The organism is Thioclava sp. F36-6, assembly GCF_002020305.1.
GTDB lineage: Bacteria > Pseudomonadota > Alphaproteobacteria > Rhodobacterales > Rhodobacteraceae > Thioclava > Thioclava sediminum.
The window spans coordinates 118,998-141,611 of the sequence record NZ_MPZX01000004.1 but is presented as its reverse complement, the minus strand read 5'-3'; the positions used below and the strand labels follow the sequence as shown (position 1 = coordinate 141,611).

25 protein-coding genes and 1 tRNA gene are annotated in these 22,614 nt (G+C 63.9%); 17 read left to right on the top strand and 9 right to left on the bottom strand.

From position 1 onward, the window contains the following. Nucleotides 1-71: 71 nt before the first annotated feature. The 5 genes from BMI88_RS17855 to BMI88_RS17835 form a co-directional block, all read right to left on the bottom strand. A complete protein-coding gene (locus BMI88_RS17855; RefSeq protein WP_078550902.1) occupies nt 72-2,381 on the bottom strand; it encodes a hypothetical protein in 2,310 nt (769 codons plus the stop codon). Next, entirely contained in the window at nt 2,378-3,247 is an 870-nt protein-coding gene (motA, locus tag BMI88_RS17850) for a flagellar motor stator protein MotA (protein WP_078522271.1), read from the bottom strand. The genes BMI88_RS17855 and motA overlap by 4 nt, the downstream gene beginning before the upstream one ends. 77 nt (nt 3,248-3,324) lie before the next feature. Beyond that, nucleotides 3,325-3,927, bottom strand: coding sequence for a hypothetical protein (locus BMI88_RS17845; protein WP_078522272.1), 603 nt, complete (start codon nt 3,925-3,927; stop codon nt 3,325-3,327). Next, the gene (locus tag BMI88_RS17840) at nt 3,924-4,277 is read right to left on the bottom strand and encodes a hypothetical protein (protein WP_078550901.1); all 354 of its coding nucleotides are present in this window, start codon (nt 4,275-4,277) and stop codon (nt 3,924-3,926) included. Before BMI88_RS17840 ends, BMI88_RS17845 begins: the two co-directional genes overlap by 4 nt. Nucleotides 4,278-4,289: 12 nt before the next feature. Continuing rightward, nucleotides 4,290-4,781, bottom strand: a complete 492-nt coding sequence (locus tag BMI88_RS17835; RefSeq protein ID WP_078550900.1) for a flagellar basal body-associated FliL family protein — start codon at nt 4,779-4,781, stop codon at nt 4,290-4,292. Between the two features lie 122 nt (nt 4,782-4,903). Between BMI88_RS17835 and fliF the strand changes: the two genes are divergently transcribed. From fliF to fliP, 4 genes are read left to right on the top strand one after another with little or no spacing between them, the layout of a single operon-like run. Further along, nucleotides 4,904-6,529 carry a flagellar basal-body MS-ring/collar protein FliF gene (fliF, locus tag BMI88_RS17830; RefSeq protein ID WP_078550899.1) on the top strand — a complete coding sequence of 542 codons (1,626 nt, stop codon included), beginning with the start codon at nt 4,904-4,906 and terminating at the stop codon, nt 6,527-6,529. Continuing rightward, nucleotides 6,526-7,125 carry a flagellar biosynthesis protein gene (locus tag BMI88_RS17825; protein ID WP_146673624.1) on the top strand — a complete coding sequence of 200 codons (600 nt, stop codon included), beginning with the start codon at nt 6,526-6,528 and terminating at the stop codon, nt 7,123-7,125. Before fliF ends, BMI88_RS17825 begins: the two co-directional genes overlap by 4 nt. Next, nucleotides 7,118-7,396: a FliM/FliN family flagellar motor C-terminal domain-containing protein gene (locus BMI88_RS17820; RefSeq protein WP_078522277.1), complete on the top strand. Its 279-nt coding sequence runs from the start codon at nt 7,118-7,120 to the stop codon at nt 7,394-7,396. Before BMI88_RS17825 ends, BMI88_RS17820 begins: the two co-directional genes overlap by 8 nt. A 1-nt stretch (nt 7,397) precedes the next feature. Continuing rightward, nucleotides 7,398-8,174: a flagellar type III secretion system pore protein FliP gene (gene fliP, locus BMI88_RS17815; protein ID WP_078550897.1), complete on the top strand. Its 777-nt coding sequence runs from the start codon at nt 7,398-7,400 to the stop codon at nt 8,172-8,174. Between the two features lie 76 nt (nt 8,175-8,250). Here fliP and BMI88_RS17810 read toward each other — a convergent pair. Beyond that, nucleotides 8,251-8,326, bottom strand: a tRNA-Lys gene (locus BMI88_RS17810). 142 nt (nt 8,327-8,468) lie between these two features. On the opposite strand from BMI88_RS17810, the gene dapF reads away from it, so the two are divergent. The 7 genes from dapF to BMI88_RS17775 all read left to right on the top strand — a co-directional run bounded on the left by dapF (nt 8,469) and on the right by BMI88_RS17775 (nt 15,360). Further along, on the top strand, nt 8,469-9,269 hold the full coding sequence (dapF, locus tag BMI88_RS17805) for a diaminopimelate epimerase (RefSeq protein WP_246831925.1): 801 nt from the start codon (nt 8,469-8,471) through the stop codon (nt 9,267-9,269). Beyond that, nucleotides 9,266-10,528: a tRNA (N(6)-L-threonylcarbamoyladenosine(37)-C(2))-methylthiotransferase MtaB gene (mtaB, locus tag BMI88_RS17800; protein ID WP_078550895.1), complete on the top strand. Its 1,263-nt coding sequence runs from the start codon at nt 9,266-9,268 to the stop codon at nt 10,526-10,528. The genes dapF and mtaB overlap by 4 nt, the downstream gene beginning before the upstream one ends. Before the next feature lie 171 nt (nt 10,529-10,699). After that, nucleotides 10,700-11,122, top strand: coding sequence for an alternative ribosome rescue aminoacyl-tRNA hydrolase ArfB (gene arfB, locus BMI88_RS17795; protein ID WP_075775325.1), 423 nt, complete (start codon nt 10,700-10,702; stop codon nt 11,120-11,122). Then, on the top strand, nt 11,112-12,374 hold the full coding sequence (locus BMI88_RS17790; RefSeq protein ID WP_078550894.1) for an aminotransferase class III-fold pyridoxal phosphate-dependent enzyme: 1,263 nt from the start codon (nt 11,112-11,114) through the stop codon (nt 12,372-12,374). Before arfB ends, BMI88_RS17790 begins: the two co-directional genes overlap by 11 nt. Further along, a complete protein-coding gene (locus tag BMI88_RS17785) occupies nt 12,371-13,348 on the top strand; it encodes a phosphotransferase (protein ID WP_078550893.1) in 978 nt (325 codons plus the stop codon). The genes BMI88_RS17790 and BMI88_RS17785 overlap by 4 nt, the downstream gene beginning before the upstream one ends. Then, a complete protein-coding gene (locus BMI88_RS17780) occupies nt 13,345-13,788 on the top strand; it encodes an NUDIX hydrolase (RefSeq protein ID WP_146673623.1) in 444 nt (147 codons plus the stop codon). Before BMI88_RS17785 ends, BMI88_RS17780 begins: the two co-directional genes overlap by 4 nt. Nucleotides 13,789-13,878: 90 nt before the next feature. Further along, nucleotides 13,879-15,360, top strand: a complete 1,482-nt coding sequence (locus BMI88_RS17775) for an inorganic phosphate transporter (protein WP_246831924.1) — start codon at nt 13,879-13,881, stop codon at nt 15,358-15,360. A gap of 4 nt (nt 15,361-15,364) precedes the next feature. Here BMI88_RS17775 and pncB read toward each other — a convergent pair whose 3' ends face one another. Both pncB and pncA read right to left on the bottom strand, forming a co-directional pair. Next, nucleotides 15,365-16,672, bottom strand: a complete 1,308-nt coding sequence (gene pncB / locus BMI88_RS17770) for a nicotinate phosphoribosyltransferase (RefSeq protein ID WP_078550891.1) — start codon at nt 16,670-16,672, stop codon at nt 15,365-15,367. A 3-nt stretch (nt 16,673-16,675) separates the two neighbouring features. Next, entirely contained in the window at nt 16,676-17,275 is a 600-nt protein-coding gene (gene pncA, locus BMI88_RS17765; RefSeq protein ID WP_078550890.1) for a bifunctional nicotinamidase/pyrazinamidase, read from the bottom strand. A 98-nt stretch (nt 17,276-17,373) separates the two neighbouring features. Here pncA and BMI88_RS17760 point away from each other — a divergent pair, with 98 nt between their 5' ends. Next, on the top strand, nt 17,374-18,279 hold the full coding sequence (locus tag BMI88_RS17760; protein WP_078550889.1) for a rhodanese-related sulfurtransferase: 906 nt from the start codon (nt 17,374-17,376) through the stop codon (nt 18,277-18,279). Here the strand turns inward: BMI88_RS17760 and BMI88_RS19805 are convergent. Continuing rightward, a complete protein-coding gene (locus BMI88_RS19805; protein WP_157771528.1) occupies nt 18,276-18,440 on the bottom strand; it encodes a hypothetical protein in 165 nt (54 codons plus the stop codon). The two genes, BMI88_RS17760 and BMI88_RS19805, sit on opposite strands and share 4 nt — an antisense overlap. A gap of 155 nt (nt 18,441-18,595) precedes the next feature. On the opposite strand from BMI88_RS19805, the gene mbfA reads away from it, so the two are divergent. From mbfA to BMI88_RS17735, 5 genes are all read left to right on the top strand, one after another. Further along, nucleotides 18,596-19,573: an iron exporter MbfA gene (gene mbfA, locus BMI88_RS17755; RefSeq protein WP_078550888.1), complete on the top strand. Its 978-nt coding sequence runs from the start codon at nt 18,596-18,598 to the stop codon at nt 19,571-19,573. A 198-nt stretch (nt 19,574-19,771) separates the two neighbouring features. Beyond that, on the top strand, nt 19,772-20,689 hold the full coding sequence (locus BMI88_RS17750; protein ID WP_078550887.1) for an AEC family transporter: 918 nt from the start codon (nt 19,772-19,774) through the stop codon (nt 20,687-20,689). A gap of 10 nt (nt 20,690-20,699) precedes the next feature. Further along, nucleotides 20,700-21,530 carry an S-formylglutathione hydrolase gene (gene fghA, locus BMI88_RS17745; RefSeq protein WP_075775334.1) on the top strand — a complete coding sequence of 277 codons (831 nt, stop codon included), beginning with the start codon at nt 20,700-20,702 and terminating at the stop codon, nt 21,528-21,530. Further along, complete coding sequence (locus BMI88_RS17740; RefSeq protein WP_078522289.1) at nt 21,527-21,985, top strand: YaiI/YqxD family protein; 459 nt, start codon at nt 21,527-21,529, stop codon at nt 21,983-21,985. The genes fghA and BMI88_RS17740 overlap by 4 nt, the downstream gene beginning before the upstream one ends. Continuing rightward, nucleotides 21,978-22,595 (top strand): HAD family phosphatase, encoded by a 618-nt coding sequence (locus tag BMI88_RS17735; protein ID WP_078550886.1) that lies wholly within the window; start codon nt 21,978-21,980, stop codon nt 22,593-22,595. The genes BMI88_RS17740 and BMI88_RS17735 overlap by 8 nt, the downstream gene beginning before the upstream one ends. The last annotated feature ends 19 nt before the right edge of the window (nt 22,596-22,614 follow it).

The following is a 22,614-nucleotide window of genomic DNA, read 5'->3' as shown; positions in this document are numbered from 1 at the left end:
TGCAGTGCAATTCTTGCAAACCCAGACCTAGCGGCCAAAGATTTAGAAACCGTTTGCGCCGTTTCTGCGCGTCATTCCTGTGCGGACGGCAAGGCAAGACGGTCGAGCATTTTCGACAACGTTTCCCGCTCGGATTGGCTTCGCTCCAAAAGGTTGCGTGCCTGAGTGATCGGGCCGCCTTGGACCTCCGCCTCAGGCGGAGGCGGCGCACCGAAAGTTTCCAAAAACTGCTTCTCCACCGCATCGGGCGAAGTCTCCAGGTTTGACCAGTCGCCCTTATGCCAGGACTGCGCGCGCGCATCGTCTGAATTGCCCGCGCGCAGGTAGGCCGCACGCGCGTCGTTGTGTCGACCGAGCCGGGATAAAGCCTCCGCCCGGAGTTGCTCGACTTGCTGACCGCCGAGGCCCTTCAGATGGGCGAGAGCAGCTGCAGGGTCCATTTCAAGAAGCGCAGCCCGAGCGAGCAGAGTTTTGTCCTGCTCCGTCAATGGCGCGGCCTTGCCGAGGAGGCGCACGGCGACTGCCGGCATTCCCAGAGAGATTGCGCGTCCAGCCAATTCATGTCGCAGGTCCGGTATCCGCGCGACTTCCTCGGCGAGTGGCAATTCGTCGTAGAGGGTTCGAAGGAAGACAGCGTCGCTGGCTTGACCAACCAACCGTGTGAATATTGCCGCGAGCGTGCCGTTTGGGTCCGCGATCGTGGTCGGATCGGCGTAAATCTCAAAAGCTTTAGGAAATTCGGAATTCGCGGCGTGCCCGATCGCAGCGATGCGCCGCAGCTCCGGTGCCTCTGGCGCTTTGGCGAGTTCGAATGCGAGCGCCTCAGCATTGGCGAGAGCTGCCGGATCGACCTCTCCGCCTGCATCGATCTGGCCGTTGAGCCATAGGATCAACGCGCGCAACCCTTGCTCTGAATTCGTCTTCGAAAGAGCCTCAAGGTTACCCAAAGCTTGTGGATCCGCATCTTTCGCTTGGATTTCCGCCTCCACTGTATCAAGCGCAGTTCGATCCTCCGTGGTTATTCGGCTGACCGCAGGTTCGAGAGACCTCGCCACATCCGCTGCCCCAATCTGCATGAGCCTAGCCACAAGGTTTGGTGCCAGAGACCGTCGCAGATCCACCGGAAGTGCTTCGAAATTTCGGCGGAGCGCGGCGAATGCGACATCTCGTTTTTCGGGCGGCGGGTCTGATGCAAGGAAAGCCCAAAGCGCGACCGCACCATCGCAATCTGTGAGCCGCGCGAGCGGCGATGCGGCGGCGGCAGGGTCCTGATCGAGAACCGATCCGACAAAGAGCAGAGCATCTTTGCCAGGACCATCCTTACCCATGTCGCGCAAAAGCGCGCGGGATTCCGTCCCAAAGCCGAAGGCGATGTATAGCCTTGCCAAAGCCATCACCTTACGCGGGTTGGGGACGTCGAATTCGCCCAAAAGATCACGGCGTGCATCGCTGATCTGCGCGAAGGCCGGGCGCTCGTCGATCCAGCTCGCGAGGTCGAAATATCGATCGGGAGGGCATGCGGATACCTCCAGTTGCGGCTGGGGTGGCGTGACAAGATGATCGCGATCGATCACGGTCATCGAGTCGACGGCGAGATACGGCGGAGGTGTCGGAGGGGGTGGACCTATCGGATCATAATCGCTCTCAGGGGCCGCCTTGCGTGCAGGAGACTTTGCTTCTTGCCCGCTTTTTTCGGGCTGGACTTCTGAAGGCTTTACCTGAGCCGAGACGAGCCCCTGCGATGCCGCCCGCGAAATCTGGCGTAAGAGGCTCTCTTCAATGCCATCAAGTCGCGGATCCGGTTTCGGCGGGATTTGCGGTTTAGGCGCGCCATCCGAGATCGTCACCGGCGCAGCGGTGGCTTCGCGCATATGTGGCGGCTGCCAGAAGAGGTCGAGATAGTCCCGTCCAATCGCGACGGGCTGAACGGTTCTTTGGCGCGGCGGGGTGGATGGCCGCGGCGCATTCGTCGGCGAAGATTTGGCCCGATCGCGCACTGCCGCAGCTGGCGACAGCGCGGCTTCATCTGGGGGGGCATCCTTGAGGTCGATGACGAATGCACCGCTCTCGAGAGAAAAGGTTTCGGGAACGATTCCGGATGCGAGTTTCAGGAGAAGCGTGCCATCGGGCTCCGCCACGAGCGATTTCAACCTGTCACGCGGGATCAACTCGAACACGTTCTGAAACGCATATTGCGGATCTGATGCGTCGGTCGCGAGGCGAAAACCTCCATCTACGGGTGCAAGAGCCCGACTGGCCGATGCGGGTAGATAGACCACGAGGCGGGAAAAGCCGTCATGTTCGCCCGATTTGACCGGAATTGGCGTGGCATAAGCCAGGGTGAAGGGCAGCAGAAAAAGAAGCGCGATCCAGAACCTCATGCCGCCTCCGATTTCACCGACTTCAAGGCCTCCTCGAGGTCGGAGAAGCTTGGGCGAATGTGGTGGGGTGTGTTCTGACGACCGACCTCGATGCAGATATTGGTTGCGTGATTGTGCAGGTTGGCGATCAACACCTCGCGGATCAGTTTGTAGAAGTGGCTGTCTTCGTCGATCACCCCCTTCATCCGGCTCGCAAAGGGGGCGATGAATCCGTAGGCGAGGAACACGCCGAGAAAGGTTCCGACAAGCGCGCCGCCGATCATCTTGCCGAGAATTTCGGGGGGCTGGTCGATCGACCCCATGGTCTTGATGACCCCGAGCACCGCCGCGACGATCCCGAGCGCGGGCATCGCGTCGGCAACCGACTGCATCGCGTGGCTCGAATGCATGGCGTGGTGGTAATTCGCCTCGAGCTGCTTATCGAGCACCTCTTCCACTTGCATAGGGTCGTCGTAATTCATCGAGGCCGATCGCATCGTATCGCAGATGATGTCGATCGCCTCGTGATCGTGCAGGATTTTCGGATACTTCCCGAAAATCGAAGAGCTCTCCGGGTCTTCGATATGCTCTTCGATCGCGACGGGGTTCTGACGGGCAAGCCGGATCAGTTCGAACAACAGGCAAAGAAGATCGCGGTAGTCGTCGGGCTTCCATTTCGGTCCTTTGAAAACCTTTCCGACATCCTTCAGCGTGTGCTTGATCGAGGCCATGTCGTTCGACAGAACGAAGGCGCCGACGGCGGCGCCGCCGATCATGATCATCTCGAAGGGCAGGGATTTCAGGATGATCCCCATCTTCCCGCCCGCCGCGACATAGCCGCCGAAAACCATCGCGAAGATGATCACGATGCCGATGATGCCGATCATGGAAAGCCCCTTCCGTTTCTCTTGGGCGACTTTGAATGATTCGGTTTAAGAAATGCCCAAGACCCTTAACGTCTGCCTCAGTCGCGGGGCGCGCCTGCGTTGCGACCCGCCATCAGGACGCTGATCGCGTAGGCCGTTTTCGGCTCGAGGCTTTCCATAACCGCCGCTGCAGCAGCGGGGCGCATCCGTGCGAGAAAACCTGCGGCGAAATTCGGGTCCATTTCGGCGAAAAGCGGGGCGGCCTGTTTCGGCTTCATGTTCTCGTAAAGGGCGACGAGCTTTCCGACATCTTTCTCGGCCGCGCCATCTGCCACGGCCACGGTCTTGGACAGCGCCTCTTCCGCCGCGACGAGATCATTCAGACGCGCTTCCAACCGGGTTTCCGCGAGAGCGAGCGCATTGCGGCGGTCGCTGAGCAGCCCCTCCTGTTCGACGAGTTTCGCCTCTCGCACCTTGAGATCTGCAAGCATTGCCATGAACCCCGCGTCGTCGATGCAATCGTCTTCCGGTTTCGCCGCTTCGGTCTCATGCGCGGGGCCGGTCGCCTCGCGCGCCCAGGCTCCAAATTGCGCAAGCTGCAATCCGCCGGACAGGACGAAAAGCGCGGCGATGATCCAGAGAGCACCGCGGCCCGGGCGGGATTTGCGACGGCCGGGTTTGCGCTTGGGCAGCCGGCTCATTGCGCCGCCTCCATATCCGTTTCCCGATGCCGTCGGCGCAACACACGGCGGCGCGGTTCACCGTCATCGGGCAGATCGTGCAGCGAGGCCAGAAGCAGTTCGAGCTTCTCCGCACCTGCTTCCGCGCGTTCCGTCAGGGCACGCAATTGCCGCTCGGACGTGCCCGCGGTCGCCTGCGCCCGCTCGAGCGCGCGCGTCATGTCATCGACCTGTGCGGACAGCACGGCGATCGCCCCGCCCATCCCGGTCTCCAGCTGATTGAACCGCTTGAGCCTGCGCGCGAGCACAAAGCAATAAATCGCCGCCGCCAAGGCCGCGAGTCCGGATGTGATTTCGGCAAGGAATTGCATTGCTCTCTCCCCTCAGTTCAGCACGAATTCGATGACCAGAAGGTCGCGCACGCGCCCGTCTCCGGTGACCAGTTGCACCCGCCGCAACATCTGCGCGCGCAGGCGCATCATCGCGCTTGGATCCTCCAGAAGGCTGACATCGACCGCGCGCAAATACCCGTTCAGCACATCCATCACGCGCGGCTTCAAAAGCTCCACGTCATGTTGATAGGCGCTGGGCACCTCAAGCTCGGCCGCGAACCGCAGGTGACGCGCGGATGCCCCGCTCAGCGTGATCGCGAGCGGTTCGAGTGCGACATAGGCGATATCGGGAAGCGCCTCGGGCGTGGGCGCCTCCGGTCCGGCGGCGCCGTGCGCCGTGTCCGGAGGTGCGAGAATCAGCCCCGAATAGACCGCGTAGAACCCCCCGCCGCCCAGCAAAAGCATGAGCACGAGACCAATCATGAGCATCAGCTTGGACTTCTTCTTCAGTGGCTCTTCGGCCTCGGCAGTGGCGTCCGTCATGGGGGCCTCGCTGTTGCGGTTCGAGACTTGGAATACCCGAGTCGGACTAACCGATTGTTAATCGCATTAAGGGAAGGTGCCTGCGACGCTCGGGTAGAACGCCCGCTCTCTGGAGGTTCGTCTTGCAGCAACTCATCGACACTTGGGCCGGCCTGGATATGCGCAGGAAACTCGCCGCAGTTTTTGGGGTGATCGCCATGATCGCCACGGTTTTCGCCATCGGGTCGATCGCGTCAAAGCCGACGCTTGCGCTGCTTTACGCGGGGCTTGGCAGCTCGGAATCGGGGGAGGTGATCTCGGCGCTCGAACAGCGCGGTGTGGCCTACGAGGTGCGTGGCGATTCGATTTTCGTCGCGGCGCCGCAGCGCGACGAATTGCGGATGACACTTGCCTCGCAAGGTCTGCCCGCAAGCGGCGGGGCGGGCTATGAACTGCTCGATTCGCTGTCGGGATTCGGCACGACCTCGCAGATGTTCGACGCGGCCTATTGGCGCGCGAAAGAGGGGGAATTGGCGCGAACGATCGCCGCCGTGCCGTCGATCCGATCGGCACGGGTGCATATCGCGCATCCGACGAATATGCCGTTTCGCGGGACGCCCGAGCCGACCGCCTCGGTGACGATCACGCCGACGCTCGGGGGCTTGAGCGGCGCGCAGGCGAAGGCGGTGCGCTACCTCGTGGCCTCGGCGGTGACCGGCATGACGCCCGAAGATGTCTCGGTGATCGATTCGGCGCGGGGGCTCATTCCCTTTAACGACAATCCCGCGCTGCCCGGCAGCGGAGAGGATCGCGCGCAAGCGTTGAAGCAGAATGTCGAACGGCTGCTCGAGGCGCGTGTGGGGGCCGGAAACGTCGTTGTCGAAGTGGCGCTCGACACCGCGACAGAGCGCGAGGCGATCACCGAAAGGCGCTTCGATCCGGAGGGGCGCGTGGCGATTTCCACCGATACGTCGGAGACCTCGAAGACCTCCGACTCGACCACGCCGCCAGCGACGACCGTCGCCTCGAATCTGCCCGATAACGGCACCGGCGCGACCGGAAAATCGCAAAGCCGCTCGAGCGAGACCCGCGCGCGCACCAATTTCGAGGTGTCGGAGACGCGTCGCGAATTGCTCCGTTCTCCCGGTGCGCTCAAACGAATAAGCGTGGCCGTGCTCGTCGATGGGGTGCGCGGTACCAACCCGGATGGAACGCCAAGCTGGGAGCCACGCAGCGATGCCGAACTGGCCGATCTGCGCGAACTCGTCGCCTCGGCGGTCGGGTTCGATGAGGCGCGTGGGGACGTGATCACCCTGCGGTCGATGCAGTTCGAGGCGCTGCCAGAGGCGGGAACCATCGCAGGGTCCGGCTTCATCGACAGCATGGCGCTCGATCTGACGCAGATCATCCAGATCGCGGTCCTTGCGATCGTCGCGCTCGTGCTTGGTCTTTTTGTCGCGCGTCCGATCCTGCTGCAGAAATCGCGTGCAGGCGCGGCCGAGCTGCCCGCGCCCAGCGCCTCGGAGGAGGGCGCCACGGCGTCGACGGCGCTCACCGGTGAAATCGACGACGGGGAGATGCCCGACATGAACATGCAGCTGGTGTCCGATTTCGACCTCGGTGACCTGCCGATGGCGTCACAGGCGGATTTCGATCTGGACCGTCCCGCCGATCCCGTCGACCGATTGAAGAAGATGATTGAGGAGCGGCAGGCGGAAACCGTCGAAATCCTGCGTAGCTGGATGGAAGAGCCGTCGGAGAAAACATGATGGGGCAAAGGCTGAAACTGGAATCCTTTGAGCCCAACTCGGCAGAGGCGGGTGAAATCGCGCTCGCGCCGGCCGAGTTGGAAGAGGCCAAACTGGCCGCCTTCGAGACCGGATATCAGGCCGGGTGGGACGATGCCGTTGCCGCGCAGAATGCGGAAACCGCGCGGCTCCACGCCGATCTCGGGCGCAACCTGCAGGCGCTGGGCTTCACCTATCACGAAGCGCGCCAGCACATGCTCGACGCGCTCGAGCCACTTCTGATCGAGATCTGCGGCAAGCTGTTGCCCGAGCTTGCGCGTGCGTCGCTTGGCCCCGTCGTGGCCGAGCAATTGATGCCGATTGCCGAGGATCTCTGCGCGACGCCGATTACGGTGGTCGGCAATCCGTCCGCACTGCCGCAAATTCAAGAGGCGCTCGCGCCACGTGCAGACTTGCCACTCGTCTTCGCGGCAGAGCCCAGCCTTGGCGAGGGCCAGGTCTATCTGCGCTTCGCCGATACCGAGACCCGCGTCGATCTCGACGCCGTCATCGCCGCCATCTCGCGCGCGGTCACGACCTATTTCACCGCCACCGCGAAGGAAAAGCCCGATGAATGAGACCGCGCCGGACGCTTCGACCGCCAATCCCTTCACGCAGGTTCCGATCGAGATCACCATCTCGGTCGGCAAGGCCCGCCCGCTGGTGCGCGATTTGCTGCGCCTGAAGCGTGACGCCGTGCTGCCGCTCGACCGTAAAGTGGAGGACCCGGTGGAGCTGTATGTCGGGGACAAGCTGATCGCGCGCGGCGAGCTGACAGAGATCGATGGCAGCGACGGACAGCTTGCGGTGCGGCTTACCGAAGTGGCCGATCTGCAAAACGGGTTGTGAGATGCGTCCCCGTTCGATCTCTCCCGGCACCGCCAAGTCGTGCCTGCCTGCGCTTTGGCTGGTCCTGCTCGCGGCATTAACCTTAACGCTCGTGGCGCTGCCCGCGCAGGCTCAGGACATTACGCTCTCTGTAGGGGACGGCGACAGCCTCGCGGGTCGCTCCTTGCTGATCATTGCGGCGATCACGCTGCTCAGCCTTGCGCCCGGGCTCGCGATCATGGTCACGGCCTTTCCGTTCATCGTCACAGTGCTGTCGATTCTGCGCCAAGCCCTCGGGTTACAGCAATCGCCGCCGAATATGTTGATCATCAGCCTCGCGCTGTTCCTGACATGGTTCATCATGGAGCCGGTCTTCCTCGAGAGTTGGCGCGTCGCGGGCCAGCCCCTGATCGACGGCGCGATCGACTGGCAGGAGGCTTTCACCAAGGGGATCGAGCCTTTCCGCGCCTTCATGGCCGGGCGCACGAATCCCGACACCTTCGCAGCCTTGGCCGAGTTGCGCAGCAGAACGCCCGCACCGGAAAGCCTTGAAGGCGCGCCGCTCTCGACCCTCGTGCCGTCCTTCATGCTGTCCGAAGTCACCCGCGCCTTCCAGATCGGCTTCCTCGTTTACCTGCCGTTTCTGATCATCGACCTCGTCGTCTCGGCGGTTTTGATGTCGATGGGGATGATGATGGTGCCACCCGCAGTGGTGGCGCTTCCCTTCAAGCTCGCCTTTTTCGTGGTGGCCGACGGCTGGGTGCTGCTCTCGGGTGCCTTGGTACGCAGTTATTTCTAACGCCGGAGGCTGGGCCGCATAACCGCAGGCCCAGAAACGCAAAAACCCGGGCCGAAGCCCGGGTTTCTGAGGGTGATGGTGAGCCGTGCAGGATTCGAACCTGCGACCCACTGATTAAAAGTCAGTTGCTCTACCAACTGAGCTAACGGCCCATCACAGGGCGCGTCTCTACAAACCCCCGCCGGGGGGGTCAAGGCATAAAATTCACAAAAATTGCACATCTGGAAAAAACCTTGGCGCGGGCGTATATCGCGCGCCATGAATACAAAGCGCACACAGACCGGACTGCCCTTCATGAAGATGCATGGGCTCGGCAATGACTTCGTCGTGATCGACGCCCGCGAGGGCGACGATCCGGTTACGCCTGCGCTCGCGCGTGCGCTCGGAGATCGGCATCGCGGTGTGGGATTTGACCAGCTTGCCGTGATCCGCCCTGCACAAGGGGCTGATTTCACGCTCGAATTCTGGAATTCCGACGGCACGCGGGCCGGCGCTTGCGGCAATGCGACTCGCTGCGTGAGCGATTACATGATGCGCCAGCTCGACCGGACCGATGTCACGCTGCTCACCGAACGCGGGCAACTCAGCGCGGTGCGGCGCGATGACGGAATGGTCTCGGTCAATATGGGCGCGCCGATTCTCGAAGCGGCGGAAATTCCGATTCTGCCCGGGATCGATCCCGCGCATCTGCCGCTGGGCGGCGACCCGATCGCGGTCGGCATGGGCAACCCGCATTGCGTCTTCTTCGTCGACGATGCCGAGGCGGTCGAAGTGGATCGCCAAGGCCCGGTGATCGAGCATGATCCCCTGTTCCCCGAGCGCACCAATGTCGAATTCGCCAGCGTGATCGGCCCCGACCATCTGCGGATGCGCGTCTGGGAGCGCGGCACCGGCATCACGCTGGCCTGCGGCTCGGGCACCTGCGCCACCGCCGTCGCCGCGCATCTGCGGGGGCTCACCGGCAAGCGCGTCCTCGTCGATGTCGATGGCGGCCAGCTGGAGATCGACTGGCGCGACGATGGCGTCTGGATGACCGGCCCCACCGCGCATGTCTTCGATGCGACCCTCACCCAAGACTATCTGGACGCGATATGAAACCGCCCGTTTTCTCGACCCTCGGCTGCCGTCTCAATGCCTATGAGACGGAGGCGATGAAGGAATTGGCTGCAGGCGCCGGGCTCGAAGGGGCCGTGGTCGTCAATACCTGCGCCGTGACCGCCGAGGCCGTGCGCAAGGCCAAGCAGGAGATTCGCCGTCTGTCGCGCGAGAATCCGGACGTGCCGGTGATCGTGACCGGTTGCGCCGCGCAGACCGAGCCCGAGACTTTCGCGGCGATGCCCGAGGTCACCAAGATCATCGGCAATCACGAGAAGATGCAGGCCGACACCTGGGCGCAGCTCGCCCCGCAAGGTCCCGATTTCATCGGCGAGACCGAGCGCGTCATGGTCGACGACATCATGTCGGTGAAGGAAACAGCCGGTCACCTGATCGACGGGTTCGGCCGCCATCGCGCCTATGTGCAGGTGCAAAACGGCTGCGATCACCGCTGCACTTTCTGCATCATCCCCTTCGGGCGCGGCAATTCGCGTTCTGTCCCAGCGGGCGTCGTGGTCGAGCAGATCAAGCGCCTCGTGGATCGCGGCTTCAACGAGGTCGTCCTCACCGGGGTCGATCTGACCTCCTGGGGCGCGGACCTGCCGGGCGAGCCCCGTCTGGGCGATCTGGTGATGCGGATCCTGCGCCTCGTGCCGGACCTGCCGCGCCTGCGCATCTCCTCCATCGACTCGATCGAGGCCGACGAGAACCTGATGCTGGCGATCGCCACCGAGCCGCGTCTGATGCCGCACCTGCATCTCAGCCTTCAGGCGGGCGACGACATGATCCTCAAGCGGATGAAGCGCCGCCACCTGCGCGACGACGCGATCGCCTTCACCGAGGAAGCGCGCAAGCTGCGCCCCGGCATCGTCTTCGGCGCGGACATCATCGCGGGCTTCCCGACCGAGACCGAGGAGATGTTCGAGAACTCCCTGCGGCTGGTCGATGATTGCGGTCTGACCTTCCTGCATGTCTTCCCCTATTCCGCGCGCAAGGGCACGCCCGCCGCGCGGATGCCCGCCGTGAAGGGCCCGGTCGTCAAGGAACGCGCGGCCCGGCTGCGCGCGAAGGGCGAGGCCGCGCTGGCCGCCCATCTCGACGCGCAGGTCGGCACCGAACAGCTCGTACTGACCGAAACCCCGCGCGTCGCACGCACCGAAGGCTTTGCCGAGGTGTCGTTCGAGGCGGACCAGCCCGAGGGCACGCTGATGACCGTGCGCATCACTGGCCATGACGGGGCGCGGTTGCTGGCGGGGTAAAGGGGGCGCTGCCCCCTCGGCGCGTTGCTTACCGGCCCTTCGCTGTCGCTACGGGCGTTCGGCAGGGCGTCCTTCCACTGGAAGTCCGCTGATCCTGCCTCACCCCCCGGGATATTTGTGCCAAGCCGAAGGGGGCTTTCGTTTTTCGCAGCGTGAGCTAGCTTGTGGCCCATGCTGCGGATCAACGATCAGATAACCATCGAGGATTGGGAAATCACCGAAACCTTCACCCGGGCGCAAGGTCCGGGGGGGCAGAATGTGAACAAGGTCTCGACCGCGGTGGAGCTGCGTTTCGAGGCCGAACGCTCGCCGCACCTGCCGCAACCGGTGAAGAACCGCCTGCGCCGAATCGCGGGGCGCAGATGGACCAGCGACGGCGCGCTTTTGCTGCTGGTGCAGGACACGCGGAGTCAGGCGCGCAACCGCGAGATTGCGCGCGACCGCCTCGCCGAGATGATCCGAAAGGCCTGCGAAAAGCCCAAGAAACGCATCCCGACCCGACCCACGCTCGGCTCGAAGAAGCGGCGGCTGAAGGCGAAGGCGATTCACGGCGAGAAGAAAGCACTGCGCGGGAAGGTCTCGGATGGGGAATGATCTTTTGGCGCGGCGCGAGCGGCTTCTGGGGCCGAACGTGCCGACCTTCTATGCGCGTCCGGTCGAGATCGTGCGCGGGCAGGGCAGCTCGCTTTTCGACGCCGACGGCCAGCGCTACCTCGACGCCTATAACAACGTCGCCCATTGCGGCCATTGCCATCCGCGCATCGTGAAGGCGATCTGCGAGCAGGCGGCGACGCTGAACACCCACACGCGCTATCTGCATGAGGGTATCCTCGACTATGCCGAGGCGCTGCTGGGCACGTTCGGCTTCGACGGCCAGCTTCTGATGACCTGCACCGGGTCGGAGGCCAACGACGTTGCGCTGCGCATGGCGCAGGCGGTGACCGGCAAGCGCGGCTTCATCGCGACCGACAACACCTATCACGGCAACACCACCGCAGTGGCGCATCTCTCGACTCGCCGCCCGCCGATCGGGGGCTGGCCGGACCATATCCGCCGGGTGCCCGCGCCCGACAGTCTCGCGCCTTTGGGCGGATCGCTGGAAGCGCAGCCCGAGGCCTTCGCCGCCAATGTGGCCCAAGCGATTGCCGAGCTGGAAGAGAGCGGCCACGGCTTCGCGGGGTTCATGCTCTGCCCGATCTTCGCCAATGAGGGGGTGCCCGGCATCGCGCCCGGTTTCCTCGACCCGACGGTCGAGGTGATCCGCCGCGCGGGTGGGCTGATCCTTTGCGACGAGGTGCAGCCGGGATTTGGCCGGATCGGTTCGCATTTCTGGGGCCACGAATGGTTGGGCTTCACGCCCGACGTGGTCACGATGGGCAAACCGATGGGCAATGGTCATCCGGTCGCGGGCTTGGTGGCGAAGCCCGATGTGATGGCCGCCTTCCGCGAGGCCTTCGGCTATTTCAACACGTTCGGCGGCAATCCCGTCTCGGTCGCGGCTGCGATGGAGACGCTGCGCGTGATCGAAGACGAAGGCCTGCAGGAGAACGCGGCGCAGGTCGGTGACTACCTTCTGCAAGGGCTGCGCGACCTGTCCCATCCTCTGATTACTGAGGCGCGCGGCTTGGGGTTCTTCCTCGGGATCGAGCTGGCGCAGGACGGCGAGCCCGCCAGCGAAGCCGCGGGCCGGATCGTCGAGGCGATGCGCGAGCGCCATGTGTTGATGGGCCGGGTGGGCCGGGCACAGCACATTCTCAAGATCCGCCCGCCGATGGTCTTCACCCGCAGCGATGCCGATGAAATGCTGGAGAAACTTGCGCAAAGTTTCGAGGAGCTTCCCGCATGATTTCGGACGAGACCGCACAGGCGATGGCGGACTCCGCCCTCTATTCCTGGGGGCAGGCGAGCGCGCCGCCACGTCTGGTAAAGAATCGCGAGAATATCGTCTTCGAGGCGCATCTGAAGGATGGCCGCCATGTCGCGCTGCGGCTTCACCGTCCCGGCTATCAGGGCCGCGAAGGGATCGAGGCCGAGCTGCGCTGGTGCGAAAGCCTCGCCGATCAGGGGATGCCGGTGCCGCGTCCGGTGCGTGCGCTGAACGGGGCGCTGACCGGCAGCGTGCGCAACCGCGTGACCTCCTGCGTGGAGTGGCTGGATGGCGCGCCGATCGGTGCGGGCGATCAGCCGCTTTCCGGCTCGCCCGAGGCGGTGCGCGCCGAGGCTCATGCGCTGGGGCGCCTGATCGCGCAGCTGCATATCAGCAGCGATGCCGCCCCGCCCGACGGGTTCGACCGGAACCCGTGGGATGGCGAAGGGTTTCTGGGGGAGCGTCCGCTTTGGGGACGTTTCTGGGAACATCCTCAGCTTTCGGAAGTTGAGGCCGCAACGCTGTCTTCGGGCCGCGATCTTGCGCGTGCGCTCTTGGCACAGGCGCAGGACTACGGTCCGATCCACGCCGATTGCTTGCGTGAGAACGTGCTATCGACCCCGGATGGGCTTGCGCTGATCGACTTCGACGATTGCGGGCCGGGCTACCGGCTTTACGACCTTGCGACGGCGCTGGTGCAGGGCTGGGGCGACCCGCTTTGGGGCGAACAGGCCGCAGGACTCGTCGAGGGCTATCGCAGCCTGCGTCCGCTTCCGCCCGATCAGGAGGCACTTCTGCCGCTTTTCGTGGCGCTGAGAGCCTTCGCGTCTGCTGGCTGGATTGTGACCCGGGCACCGGGTTCCGATCCGCGCCAAAGACTATATTTAGAGCGTGCGCTTGAACTCGCACAGCATTTGGAGAACCGTACGCCGCCATGGGAGACCAGTCGATGAAATGGGCGAAATCCGTCGCGAAGGGCTTGCTGGGGTATCGCCCCGCCTCTTTGCAGGTGGGAGCGCTCTGTCTGCGAATCCGTGACGGCAAGACTCAAGTCCTTCTGATCACCTCGCGCGACACCGGGCGCTGGGTGATCCCGAAAGGCTGGCCGATGCGGGGCCGCTCGCTGTCCGGCGCGGCCAAGCAAGAGGCATGGGAAGAGGCCGGGGCTGTCGGCAAGATCGACAAGGAGCCCACCGGGGCGTTCCGCTATGACAAAATCCTCGATAGCGGCTTGGCCACGCCCACCGATGTCGTGGTCTTCCCGATGCGGGTCGAGACCCTGATGAAGTCCTTTCCCGAAGAGCATCAGCGCAAGCGCAAATGGTTCGCGCCCAAGCAGGCCGCGAAGCTGGTCGCGGAAGAGGGGCTGCAGAAGCTTTTGCGCAAGCTCTGAGCCCCGAATGACGTCGAACGCCTTGTCACAACGTGTCAAACCGGCTAGGCCCGCGCGGACTTCTGACAATTAGATGACAGGTTCGTGACGGTGGCCAATCAAGACAACGAGTCCCGCGTCAATCAGTGGAAAACGCTCGACAAGGATCTCAAGCGGATCGGGCGCGTCGAAAGTGCCGGGCAATTAGTGGCGCGCGGCATGGTCGCGCCGGGGATTGCGCTGGCTTTCATCGTGCTCGTCGGTCTGGTGGCGGCCGTGTTGGTGGGCGGGCAGCCCGGCCAGCTGGTGGTGATCGCCGCCGCTGCGATCGGGGCCTATATGGCGCTAAACATTGGCGCCAATGACGTCGCCAACAACATGGGCCCCGCCGTGGGCTCGCGTGCGATGACGCTGATCGGGGCGCTGATCGTCGCCGCCATCTTCGAAAGCCTCGGCGCGCTCGTCGCGGGCGGCGATGTCGTCAAAACCGTCGCGAAGGGTATCATCGAGCCGACCGCCTTGCCCGATTCCGGGCATTTCGTCTGGGCGATGATGGCGGCCCTGCTGGCTGCGGCCTTGTGGCTGAACCTCGCGACATGGCTCGGCGCGCCGGTCTCGACCACCCACTCCATCGTCGGCGGCGTCGTCGGCGCCGGCATCGTGGCTGCGGGCTTCGGGGCGGTCGATTGGGTCTCGATGGGCAAGATCGCGGCGAGCTGGGTGATCTCACCTGTCATGGGCGGCGTGATCGCGGCCGCCTTCCTCGCGCTGATCAAGACCAAGGTGATCTATGTCGATGACAAGATCGCCGCCGCGCGCCGATGGGTGCCGATCCTGATCGGCATCATGTCGGGGGCCTTCGCCGCCTATCTCGCGCTCAAGGGCCTCAAGCACCTGTTCAAGATCACGATTGTCGAAGCGGTCCTGATCGGCCTCGTCGTCGGTGTCATAGGATGGCTCGTCACGATCCCGATGATCCGCCGCCAGTCCGAAGGGATGGAGAACCGCAAGAAGTCGCTCAAGACGCTGTTCGGCCTGCCGCTCGTCGTCTCTGCCGCGTTGCTGAGCTTCGCCCACGGTGCGAATGACGTCGCCAATGCGGTCGGCCCGCTCGCAGCCATCGTGCACACGGTCGAGCAGGGCGATATCGCCGCAGAGGTCGGCATCCCGTTCTGGGTGATGGCCGTGGGCGCGCTGGGGATTTCCGTCGGCCTGCTGCTGTTCGGACCCAAGCTGATCCGCCTCGTCGGCAACGAGATCACCAAGCTCAACCCGATGCGCGCCTATTGCGTGGCGCTCTCGGCGGCGATCACGGTGATCGTGGCCTCTTGGCTGGGCCTGCCGGTCTCCTCGACCCATATCGCGGTCGGCGGCATCTTCGGCGTCGGCTTCTATCGCGAATGGCATGCCGAGAAACGCGCCCGCGAGCTTGGTATCCGCAAGGGCAAGCCCGTCCCGCCGGAAGAGCGCAAGCGCCGCCTGCTGGTGCGCCGCTCGCATATGATGACGGTGGCCACGGCGTGGATCGTCACCGTGCCGGCCTCGGCCGCGCTCTCGGCGGTGGTCTACCTGATCCTGAACGCGATCACCTGACCGCTCAGACCATGACCTTCATCGCCTGCTGCTGGCCGACCTCGAAGACGCGCTTGTAGCGGGCGATCTCGTCCTCCGGGCCCATCGCCTTCGCGGGATTGTCCGACAGCTTCACCGTCGGGCGCCCATCGGCCTCGACCGCTTTGCACACAAGGCTGAACGGCGCGAGCGCGTCATTCGGCACCAGTCCGCGGAAGTCGTTCGTCAGCAGCGTGCCCCAGCCGAAGCTGACCTTCACCCGACCGGCGAACTGCGCGTGCAACTCGCGAATCTTGTCGACGGTCAGCCCGTCCGAGAAGATCACCAGCTTCTGGCGCGGGTCTTCGCCGCGCGCTTTCCACCAGTCGATCGCGATCTCGGCCCCCGTCGCCGGGTCGCCCGAATCGATGCGGATACCGGTCCAGCCCGCCAGCCAATCCGGCGCGTGGTCGAGGAACCCCTTCGTGCCATATGTGTCGGGCAGGATGATGCGCAGGTTGCCGTCATGCTCTTCGTGCCAATCGGCCAGCACCTTGTAAGGCGCCTTCGCCAGTTCCGCATCGCTATCGGTCAGCGCCGCATAGACCATCGGCATCTCATGTGCGTTGGTGCCCACCGCTTCGATGTCGCGGCGCATCGCGACCAGGCAGTTCGAGGTCCCGGTGAACGCGCCGCCTTCGGAGACATCGCCCAACCCTTCGAGCATCGCCTGCACGCACCAGTCCTGCCACAGGAAGCTGTGTCGCCGCCGGGTGCCGAAATCCGCGATCCGCAGGTTGTCCAGCTCGCGCAGCGCCTCGATCTTCTCCCAGACCTTCGTCATCGCGCGCGCATAGAGCACCTGCAGTTCAAAACGCCCCATCGTGTTGAGCACCGCCCGACCGCGCAGCTCCATCAGGATCGCGAGCGCCGGAATCTCCCAGAGCATGACCTCGTGCCACTTGCCCTCGAAGGTCAGCTCATATTGCCCGTCGCGCTTTTCCAGATGGTAGGGCGGCAGTTGATAGCCCTCGAACCACTCCATGAAATCCGAGCGGAACATCTGCCGCTTGCCGTAGAACGTGTTGCCGCGCAGCCAGGTGCTCTCCCCGCGCGAAAGCTTCAACGAGCGCGCATAATCCAGCTGCTCGCGCAGTTCCGCCTCGTCGATCAACTCCGCCAGACGGATCGACTTGCTGCGGTTGATCAGGCTGAACTTGACCCGCGTCTCCGGCTTGTTGCGGAAAATCGACTGACACATCAACAGCTTGTAGAAATCCGTGTCGATCAGAGACCGCACGATCGGGTCGATCTTCCACTTGTGGTTATAGACGCGGCTCGCGATGTCGACCATGGATCAGGCCTCCAGCTTCACACCGGCAGAGCGCATCTCGCTATGCGCCTCCTGCAGCGAGCCGTCGAGGTCGATCGCCCGGCAGGCGCCTTCGATCACGGTCGCGCGGAAGCCCAGCTTCGCCGCATCCAGCGCCGACCACGCGACGCAGAAATCGGTGGCGAGCCCCACGAAGGTCAGATCCTCGACGCCCCGGTCGCGCAGGTAGCCCGCAAGCCCCGTCGGCGTCTTGTGGTCGTTCTCGAAGAAGGCCGAATAGCTGTCGACATCGCGCCGGAACCCCTTGCGGATGATCAACTGCGCCCGGTCCACGGCCAGATCGGGGTGGAACTCCGCCCCCTTGCTGCCTTGGACGCAATGATCGGGCCAAAGCGTCTGCAGCCCATATTCCATATGCACCTGCGTGAAGGGCGCGCCGCCTTCGTGCTGGCTCGCGAAAGAGGAATGGTCCGCCGGGTGCCAATCCTGCGTAAGCACCACGGTGTCGAACTCGGTCATCAACGTGTTCACGCGCGGAAGGATCTCGTCGCCCCCCGATACCGCCAGCGCGCCGCCGGGGCAGAAATCGTTTTGCACGTCGATCACGATCAGGGCTTTGGTCATTTTGTCTCTCCCGCAGGGTCTCTCCATGGGTAGGGCGCGGGCCCCACATGGTCAACGGCTCTTGCCTAACGCCCCCGCACGGCGCTAATGCGGGGCCCATGTTCACCGTTGCCGCCCTTTACCATTTCACCCGGTTCGAGTCCCCCGAGGCCCTGAAGGCCCCGCTGGCGAAGATCGCCTGCGCGCATGGCGTGAAAGGCTCGCTCCTGATCGCGCGCGAAGGGATCAACGGCACCATTGCAGGCACCCGTGAAGGGATCGACGCGGTGCTGGCGCATATCCGCAGCATGCCGGGCTGCGCCGATCTGGAATGGAAGGAAAGCGCGGCGGACGAGATGCCCTTCGGCAAGATGAAGGTGCGGCTCAAGCGCGAGATCGTCACGATGGGCGAGCCCGATATCGATCCGAAGGCCCGCGTCGGCCATTATGTCGAGCCGCAGGACTGGAACGCGCTGATTGCCTCGCCCGACACGGTCGTGATCGATACGCGCAACGATTACGAGATCGAGATCGGCACTTTCGAGGGGGCCATCGACCCGGGCACGAAATCCTTCCGCGAATTTCCGCAATGGTGGCGCGACAACGCGCATCGCTTCCATAACAAGCGCGTTGCGATGTTCTGCACCGGCGGCATCCGCTGCGAGAAATCGACGAATTTCCTGCTCTCGGAAGGCGTGCCCGAGGTCTATCACCTCAAGGGCGGCATCCTGAAATATCTCGAAGACATGCCCGAAGACGGCTCGCTCTGGCAGGGCGATTGCTTCGTCTTCGATCAGCGCGTGAGCCTGCGCCACGGGCTGAAACAGGGCGATTACGACAGCTGTCACGCCTGTCGCCGCCCGGTCTCCGCGGAAGACAAACGCTATCCCGATTACGAGGAAGGCGTCTCCTGTCACCGCTGCATCGGCGAGTATTCCGATGCCGATCGCGACCGCTTCCGCGAGCGCGAACGTCAGATGCGCCTCGCCGCCGAGCGGGGCGAAGCGCATCTCGGACGCGATTAATTATCCGCGCAGACCTGCGTCAGATCGTTGCAGCCTTGCGTGACGGTCGGAGCCCCGGTGGTCGGGAAGTCCAGACGCGGCAGCGAGAAATCCCCGACGCCAGCCGATGCGGCGGTTGCGCCAAACACAGACAGAACAAGGGCGTAAGCGAGACGTTTCATAGCGGTTCTCCATAACTGAACTACTTGGTTCGGAATTGAATATGAACCGTTCGGTTCGGAAATCAAGTCCAAATGAACTAATCAGTTCGAAATACTGCCTTGCGCTGGACGCAACTCTGCATATTTTAGAACCGTTCTAAAAAAGAGGGCCTCCCATGCTTCCCGGTTTCGCGTCACGCCGCCGTTTCGACGATCTCACTGAACAGGAAGTGCTTGCGCTCGCGATCTCCTCCGAGGAGGACGACGCACGCATCTATCGCCAATATGCCGAACATCTGCGCACCGAATATCCGGCCTCCGCGAAGATCTTCGACGAGATGGCGAAAGAGGAAGACGAGCATCGCCGCCTCCTGATCGCCCGGCACACGGAACGCTTCGGCGATGTGATCCCGCTGATCCGTCGCGAACATGTCGCGGGCTTCTACAACCGCAAACCGATCTGGCTCACCAAGAACCTGTCGCTCGACACCATCCGCGGCGAGGCCGAGGCGATGGAGCGCGAGGCGGGCAAGTTCTACACGCTGGCCGCCCAACGCAGCTCGGATGCCAGCACGCGCGAGTTGCTGGGCGATCTCGCCGCGGCCGAACTCGGCCACGAGAAGAAGGCCGAAGAGCTGACCGGCACGCATCTGCCCGAGAGCGAAAAGGAAGAGGAAGACCGTCAGGCCCACCGCCAGTTCATCCTGACCTGGGTGCAGCCGGGGCTCGCCGGGCTGATGGACGGCTCGGTCTCGACCCTCGCGCCGATCTTCGCAACCGCCTTCGCGACCCAGAACCCCTGGACCACCTTCCTCGTGGGCCTCGCGGCCTCGGTCGGCGCGGGCATCTCGATGGGCTTCACCGAAGCGGCGCATGATGACGGCGTGATCTCGGGCCGCGGCTCGCCGATCAAACGCGGCATCGCCTCGGGCGTGATGACCATGCTGGGCGGCTTGGGCCACGCGCTGCCCTACCTGATCCCCGATTTCTGGACCGCGACCACCATCGCGATCATCGTCGTGTTCATCGAGCTTTGGGCCATCGCCTGGATCCAGAACCGCTTCATGGAAACGCCCTTCCTGCGCGCGGCCTTCCAGGTCGTGCTCGGCGGCGCGCTGGTCTTCGCAGCCGGCGTCTTGATCGGCGGCGGCTGACGCTGACTTTCTTCCGACCCGCGCGCCAGCGGCACATGCGGGACGCTCCGCGGGGGATATTTGAGCCAAGGCGAAAACAGGCGCTTTGCCTTCGGCTTGGCAAAAATATCCCCGCCGGAGGCTTCCCGACCCCGCCACGGGCGCGCAGACCTCATTCCATAGCTGGCACTTGCCAAAACCGCATGCTAGCCCTTGGCCATGCTTGAGATCTTTCTGAAGACCTTGCCCTTTTTTGCCCTGATCGGGCTTGGCTGGTTCGCCGGACAGATCCGCTTTTTCACCGCCGAGGCGACCGCGTGGCTGACGAAATTCGTCTTCTACTTCGCGCTCTCGGCGATGCTGTTCAAATTCTCCGCCAATCTCGATCTGGCCGCGCTCGTCGATCCGCAGTTCATCCTCGCCTATCTGACCGGATCGGGCGCGGTCTGGCTGATCACTTTCGCCGTCGCCAAGGCGCGCAAGCTGCCCACCGCGCTTTCCGCGATGGAGGCGCATACCTCGATGACCGGCAATACCGGCTTTCTCGGCGTGCCGATGCTGGTGGTGCTGCTGGGACCGGCAGCGGTGGGGCCGGTCTTGATGGTGTTGAGCTGCGATCTGATCGTGTTCTCCTCAATCATCACGATCTTCATCACCGCCGCGCGGCACGGGAAGGTCTCGCTCGCGCCGATCGCGTTGGGGCTGGTGAAGAACCCGATGATCGTCTCGATGGTGGCGGGGCTCGCCTGGGCCGGGCTGAAACTGCCGATGCCGGGCCCGCTTTCGGAGTTCATGACGATCCTCGGCGCCGCCGCGACGCCGGGCGCGCTCTTCGCCATCGGCGCCTCGCTTGCGGGCAAATCGGCCGAGAAGCCCGCGCCGGCGGTCTGGCTGTCCTTCGGCAAGCTCTTCCTGCACCCGGCCGCGATCGCGATCACCTCGCTTCTGATCTTCGATGTCGACCCCTTCGCGGCAGGCGTGATGATCGCCGCTGCCGCCCTTCCCGTCGCGGGCAATGTCTATATTCTGGCGCAGCATTTCGGGGTGGCGCCGCAGCGCGTCTCGGCCGCCATCCTCGTCTCGACCGCCGTCTCGATCCTCACGGTTCCGGCGGTCATCCATTGGGTTCACGGCTAAGGAGGCTTTGATGAAAACGATCTCGGAAAACCGCTGTTTCGGAGGCGTCCAAGGCGTCTATTCGCACGCGTCTAAGGTCAATGATTGCGAAATGACCTTCGGGCTGTTCCTGCCGCGCGAGGCCGAGGACGGTCCGGTGCCGGTGCTCTGGTATCTCTCGGGGCTGACTTGCACCCATGAGAACGCGATGACCAAGGCGGGCGCGCAGGCTTTCGCGGCCGAGCACGGGATCGCGCTCGTGTTCCCCGACACCTCACCGCGCGGCGAGGGCGTGGCCAATCACGAGGATTACGATCTGGGCCAAGGCGCGGGCTTCTATGTCAACGCGACGCAGGACCCCTGGGCGCCGCATTTCCGGATGTGGGATTACATCGCCGAGGAACTGCCGAACGCCATCGACGCCGCCTTCGAAATCGATCCGGAGCGGCAGGCGATCACCGGGCATTCGATGGGCGGGCATGGCGCGCTGACGCTGGCGATGCACCAGCCCGAGCGCTTTCGGTCCGTTTCGGCCTTCGCGCCGATCGCGAACCCGACGCAAAGCGACTGGGGCCGCAAGCAGTTCAGCGCCTATCTGGGCGACAACGAGGCCGCATGGGCCGCGCATGATGCCACGCTTCTGATGCGCGAACGCGGGTTCGACGGCGAAGTGCTGATCGACCAAGGCGGCTCGGATCAATTCCTCGATCTCCTGAAGCCCGAGGCGCTGGCCGAAGCGATGGCAGCGCGCCGTCAGCCCGGCACTTTCCGGATTCAGGAAGGTTACGATCACAGTTACTATTTCGTCTCGACCTTCATTCCCGATCACATCGAGTTCCACGCCGAGGCGCTCTGGGCGTGATCTGGGTCGACGCGGATGCCTGCCCGGTGAAGGCCGAGGCCGAGAAGGTCGCGACCCGTCTCGGCGTCAAGCTGATGCTTGTCTCCAATGGCGGGCTGCGGCCCTCGCCCAATCCGCTGGTCGAGATGGTCTATGTCGATCAGGGGCCGGACGTGGCCGATATGTATATCGCCGAGCGGGCGACCGTGGGCGATGTGGTGATCACCAATGACATTCCGCTGGCGGCGAAATGCGTCGAGGCCGGCGCACGGGTACTGCGCCCCGATGGTGAGGCGCTGACCCCCGCCAATATCGGTAACGTATTGGCAACGCGGGATTTGATGGCGGATTTGCGCTCTGCCGATCCGTTCCGGCAGGGCGGCGGCAAGCCGTTTTCCAAGGCCGACCGGGCGCGGTTCTCGGATGCGCTCGACCGGGTCGCGCGGGCGGCAGCAAGAGAGGTTAAGAATGGTTAAGGCAGTTATCTTCGACATCGGTAACGTGCTGATCGAATGGCAGCCGGAGCGGCATTACGACCGGATCATGCCGCGCGAGACCCGCGAGCAGATGTTCGCGGAGGTCGATCTGCACGGCATGAATGACGAGATCGACCGCGGCGCGCCGTTCCGCGAGACGATCTACGCATGGGCCGAGAAATACCCGAGCTGGCGTGATGCGATCCGGCGCTGGCACGATGACTGGATCGAGATGGCAGCGCCCGAGATCCCGCATTCGCTGCGCCTGATGAAATCTTTGCAGGCCAAGGGGATGCCGGTTTTCTCCCTGACGAATTTCGGGATTCAAAGCTACGATTTCGCGGCGACGCATTACCCGTTCCTGCGCGATTTCGACCGCGATTTCATCTCGGGTCATATGGGTGTCACGAAGCCCGACCCGAAGATCTATCAGATGGTCGAGGACGCGTCGGGGCTGTCCGGCTCGGATCTGATCTTCACCGATGACCGTGCCGACAATATCGCGACGGCGCATACTTTCGGCTGGAAAACGCATCTGTTCGACGGGCCGGATGGCTGGGCGCGGCGGCTGGTCGAGGAAGGCTTGCTGGAGGAGGCGGAGGCCGCATAAGTCAAACTTATGCAGCCGC

Bases quoted from the DNA above. Each gene is read 5' to 3' on its own strand.
- BMI88_RS17855 (WP_078550902.1), bottom strand. From the start codon at position 2,381: ATGAGGTTCTGGATCGCGCTTCTTTTTCTGCTGCCCTTCACCCTGGCT.
- motA (WP_078522271.1), bottom strand. From the start codon at position 3,247: ATGATCGGCATCATCGGCATCGTGATCATCTTCGCGATGGTTTTCGGC.
- BMI88_RS17845 (WP_078522272.1), bottom strand. From the start codon at position 3,927: ATGAGCCGGCTGCCCAAGCGCAAACCCGGCCGTCGCAAATCCCGCCCG.
- BMI88_RS17840 (WP_078550901.1), bottom strand. From the start codon at position 4,277: ATGCAATTCCTTGCCGAAATCACATCCGGACTCGCGGCCTTGGCGGCG.
- BMI88_RS17835 (WP_078550900.1), bottom strand. From the start codon at position 4,781: ATGACGGACGCCACTGCCGAGGCCGAAGAGCCACTGAAGAAGAAGTCC.
- BMI88_RS17825 (WP_146673624.1), top strand. From the start codon at position 6,526: ATGATGGGGCAAAGGCTGAAACTGGAATCCTTTGAGCCCAACTCGGCA.
- BMI88_RS17820 (WP_078522277.1), top strand. From the start codon at position 7,118: ATGAATGAGACCGCGCCGGACGCTTCGACCGCCAATCCCTTCACGCAG.
- fliP (WP_078550897.1), top strand. From the start codon at position 7,398: ATGCGTCCCCGTTCGATCTCTCCCGGCACCGCCAAGTCGTGCCTGCCT.
- dapF (WP_246831925.1), top strand. From the start codon at position 8,469: ATGAAGATGCATGGGCTCGGCAATGACTTCGTCGTGATCGACGCCCGC.
- mtaB (WP_078550895.1), top strand. From the start codon at position 9,266: ATGAAACCGCCCGTTTTCTCGACCCTCGGCTGCCGTCTCAATGCCTAT.
- arfB (WP_075775325.1), top strand. From the start codon at position 10,700: ATGCTGCGGATCAACGATCAGATAACCATCGAGGATTGGGAAATCACC.
- BMI88_RS17790 (WP_078550894.1), top strand. From the start codon at position 11,112: ATGGGGAATGATCTTTTGGCGCGGCGCGAGCGGCTTCTGGGGCCGAAC.
- BMI88_RS17785 (WP_078550893.1), top strand. From the start codon at position 12,371: ATGATTTCGGACGAGACCGCACAGGCGATGGCGGACTCCGCCCTCTAT.
- BMI88_RS17780 (WP_146673623.1), top strand. From the start codon at position 13,345: ATGAAATGGGCGAAATCCGTCGCGAAGGGCTTGCTGGGGTATCGCCCC.
- pncB (WP_078550891.1), bottom strand. From the start codon at position 16,672: ATGGTCGACATCGCGAGCCGCGTCTATAACCACAAGTGGAAGATCGAC.
- pncA (WP_078550890.1), bottom strand. From the start codon at position 17,275: ATGACCAAAGCCCTGATCGTGATCGACGTGCAAAACGATTTCTGCCCC.
- BMI88_RS17760 (WP_078550889.1), top strand. From the start codon at position 17,374: ATGTTCACCGTTGCCGCCCTTTACCATTTCACCCGGTTCGAGTCCCCC.
- BMI88_RS19805 (WP_157771528.1), bottom strand. From the start codon at position 18,440: ATGAAACGTCTCGCTTACGCCCTTGTTCTGTCTGTGTTTGGCGCAACC.
- mbfA (WP_078550888.1), top strand. From the start codon at position 18,596: ATGCTTCCCGGTTTCGCGTCACGCCGCCGTTTCGACGATCTCACTGAA.
- BMI88_RS17750 (WP_078550887.1), top strand. From the start codon at position 19,772: ATGCTTGAGATCTTTCTGAAGACCTTGCCCTTTTTTGCCCTGATCGGG.
- fghA (WP_075775334.1), top strand. From the start codon at position 20,700: ATGAAAACGATCTCGGAAAACCGCTGTTTCGGAGGCGTCCAAGGCGTC.
- BMI88_RS17735 (WP_078550886.1), top strand. From the start codon at position 21,978: ATGGTTAAGGCAGTTATCTTCGACATCGGTAACGTGCTGATCGAATGG.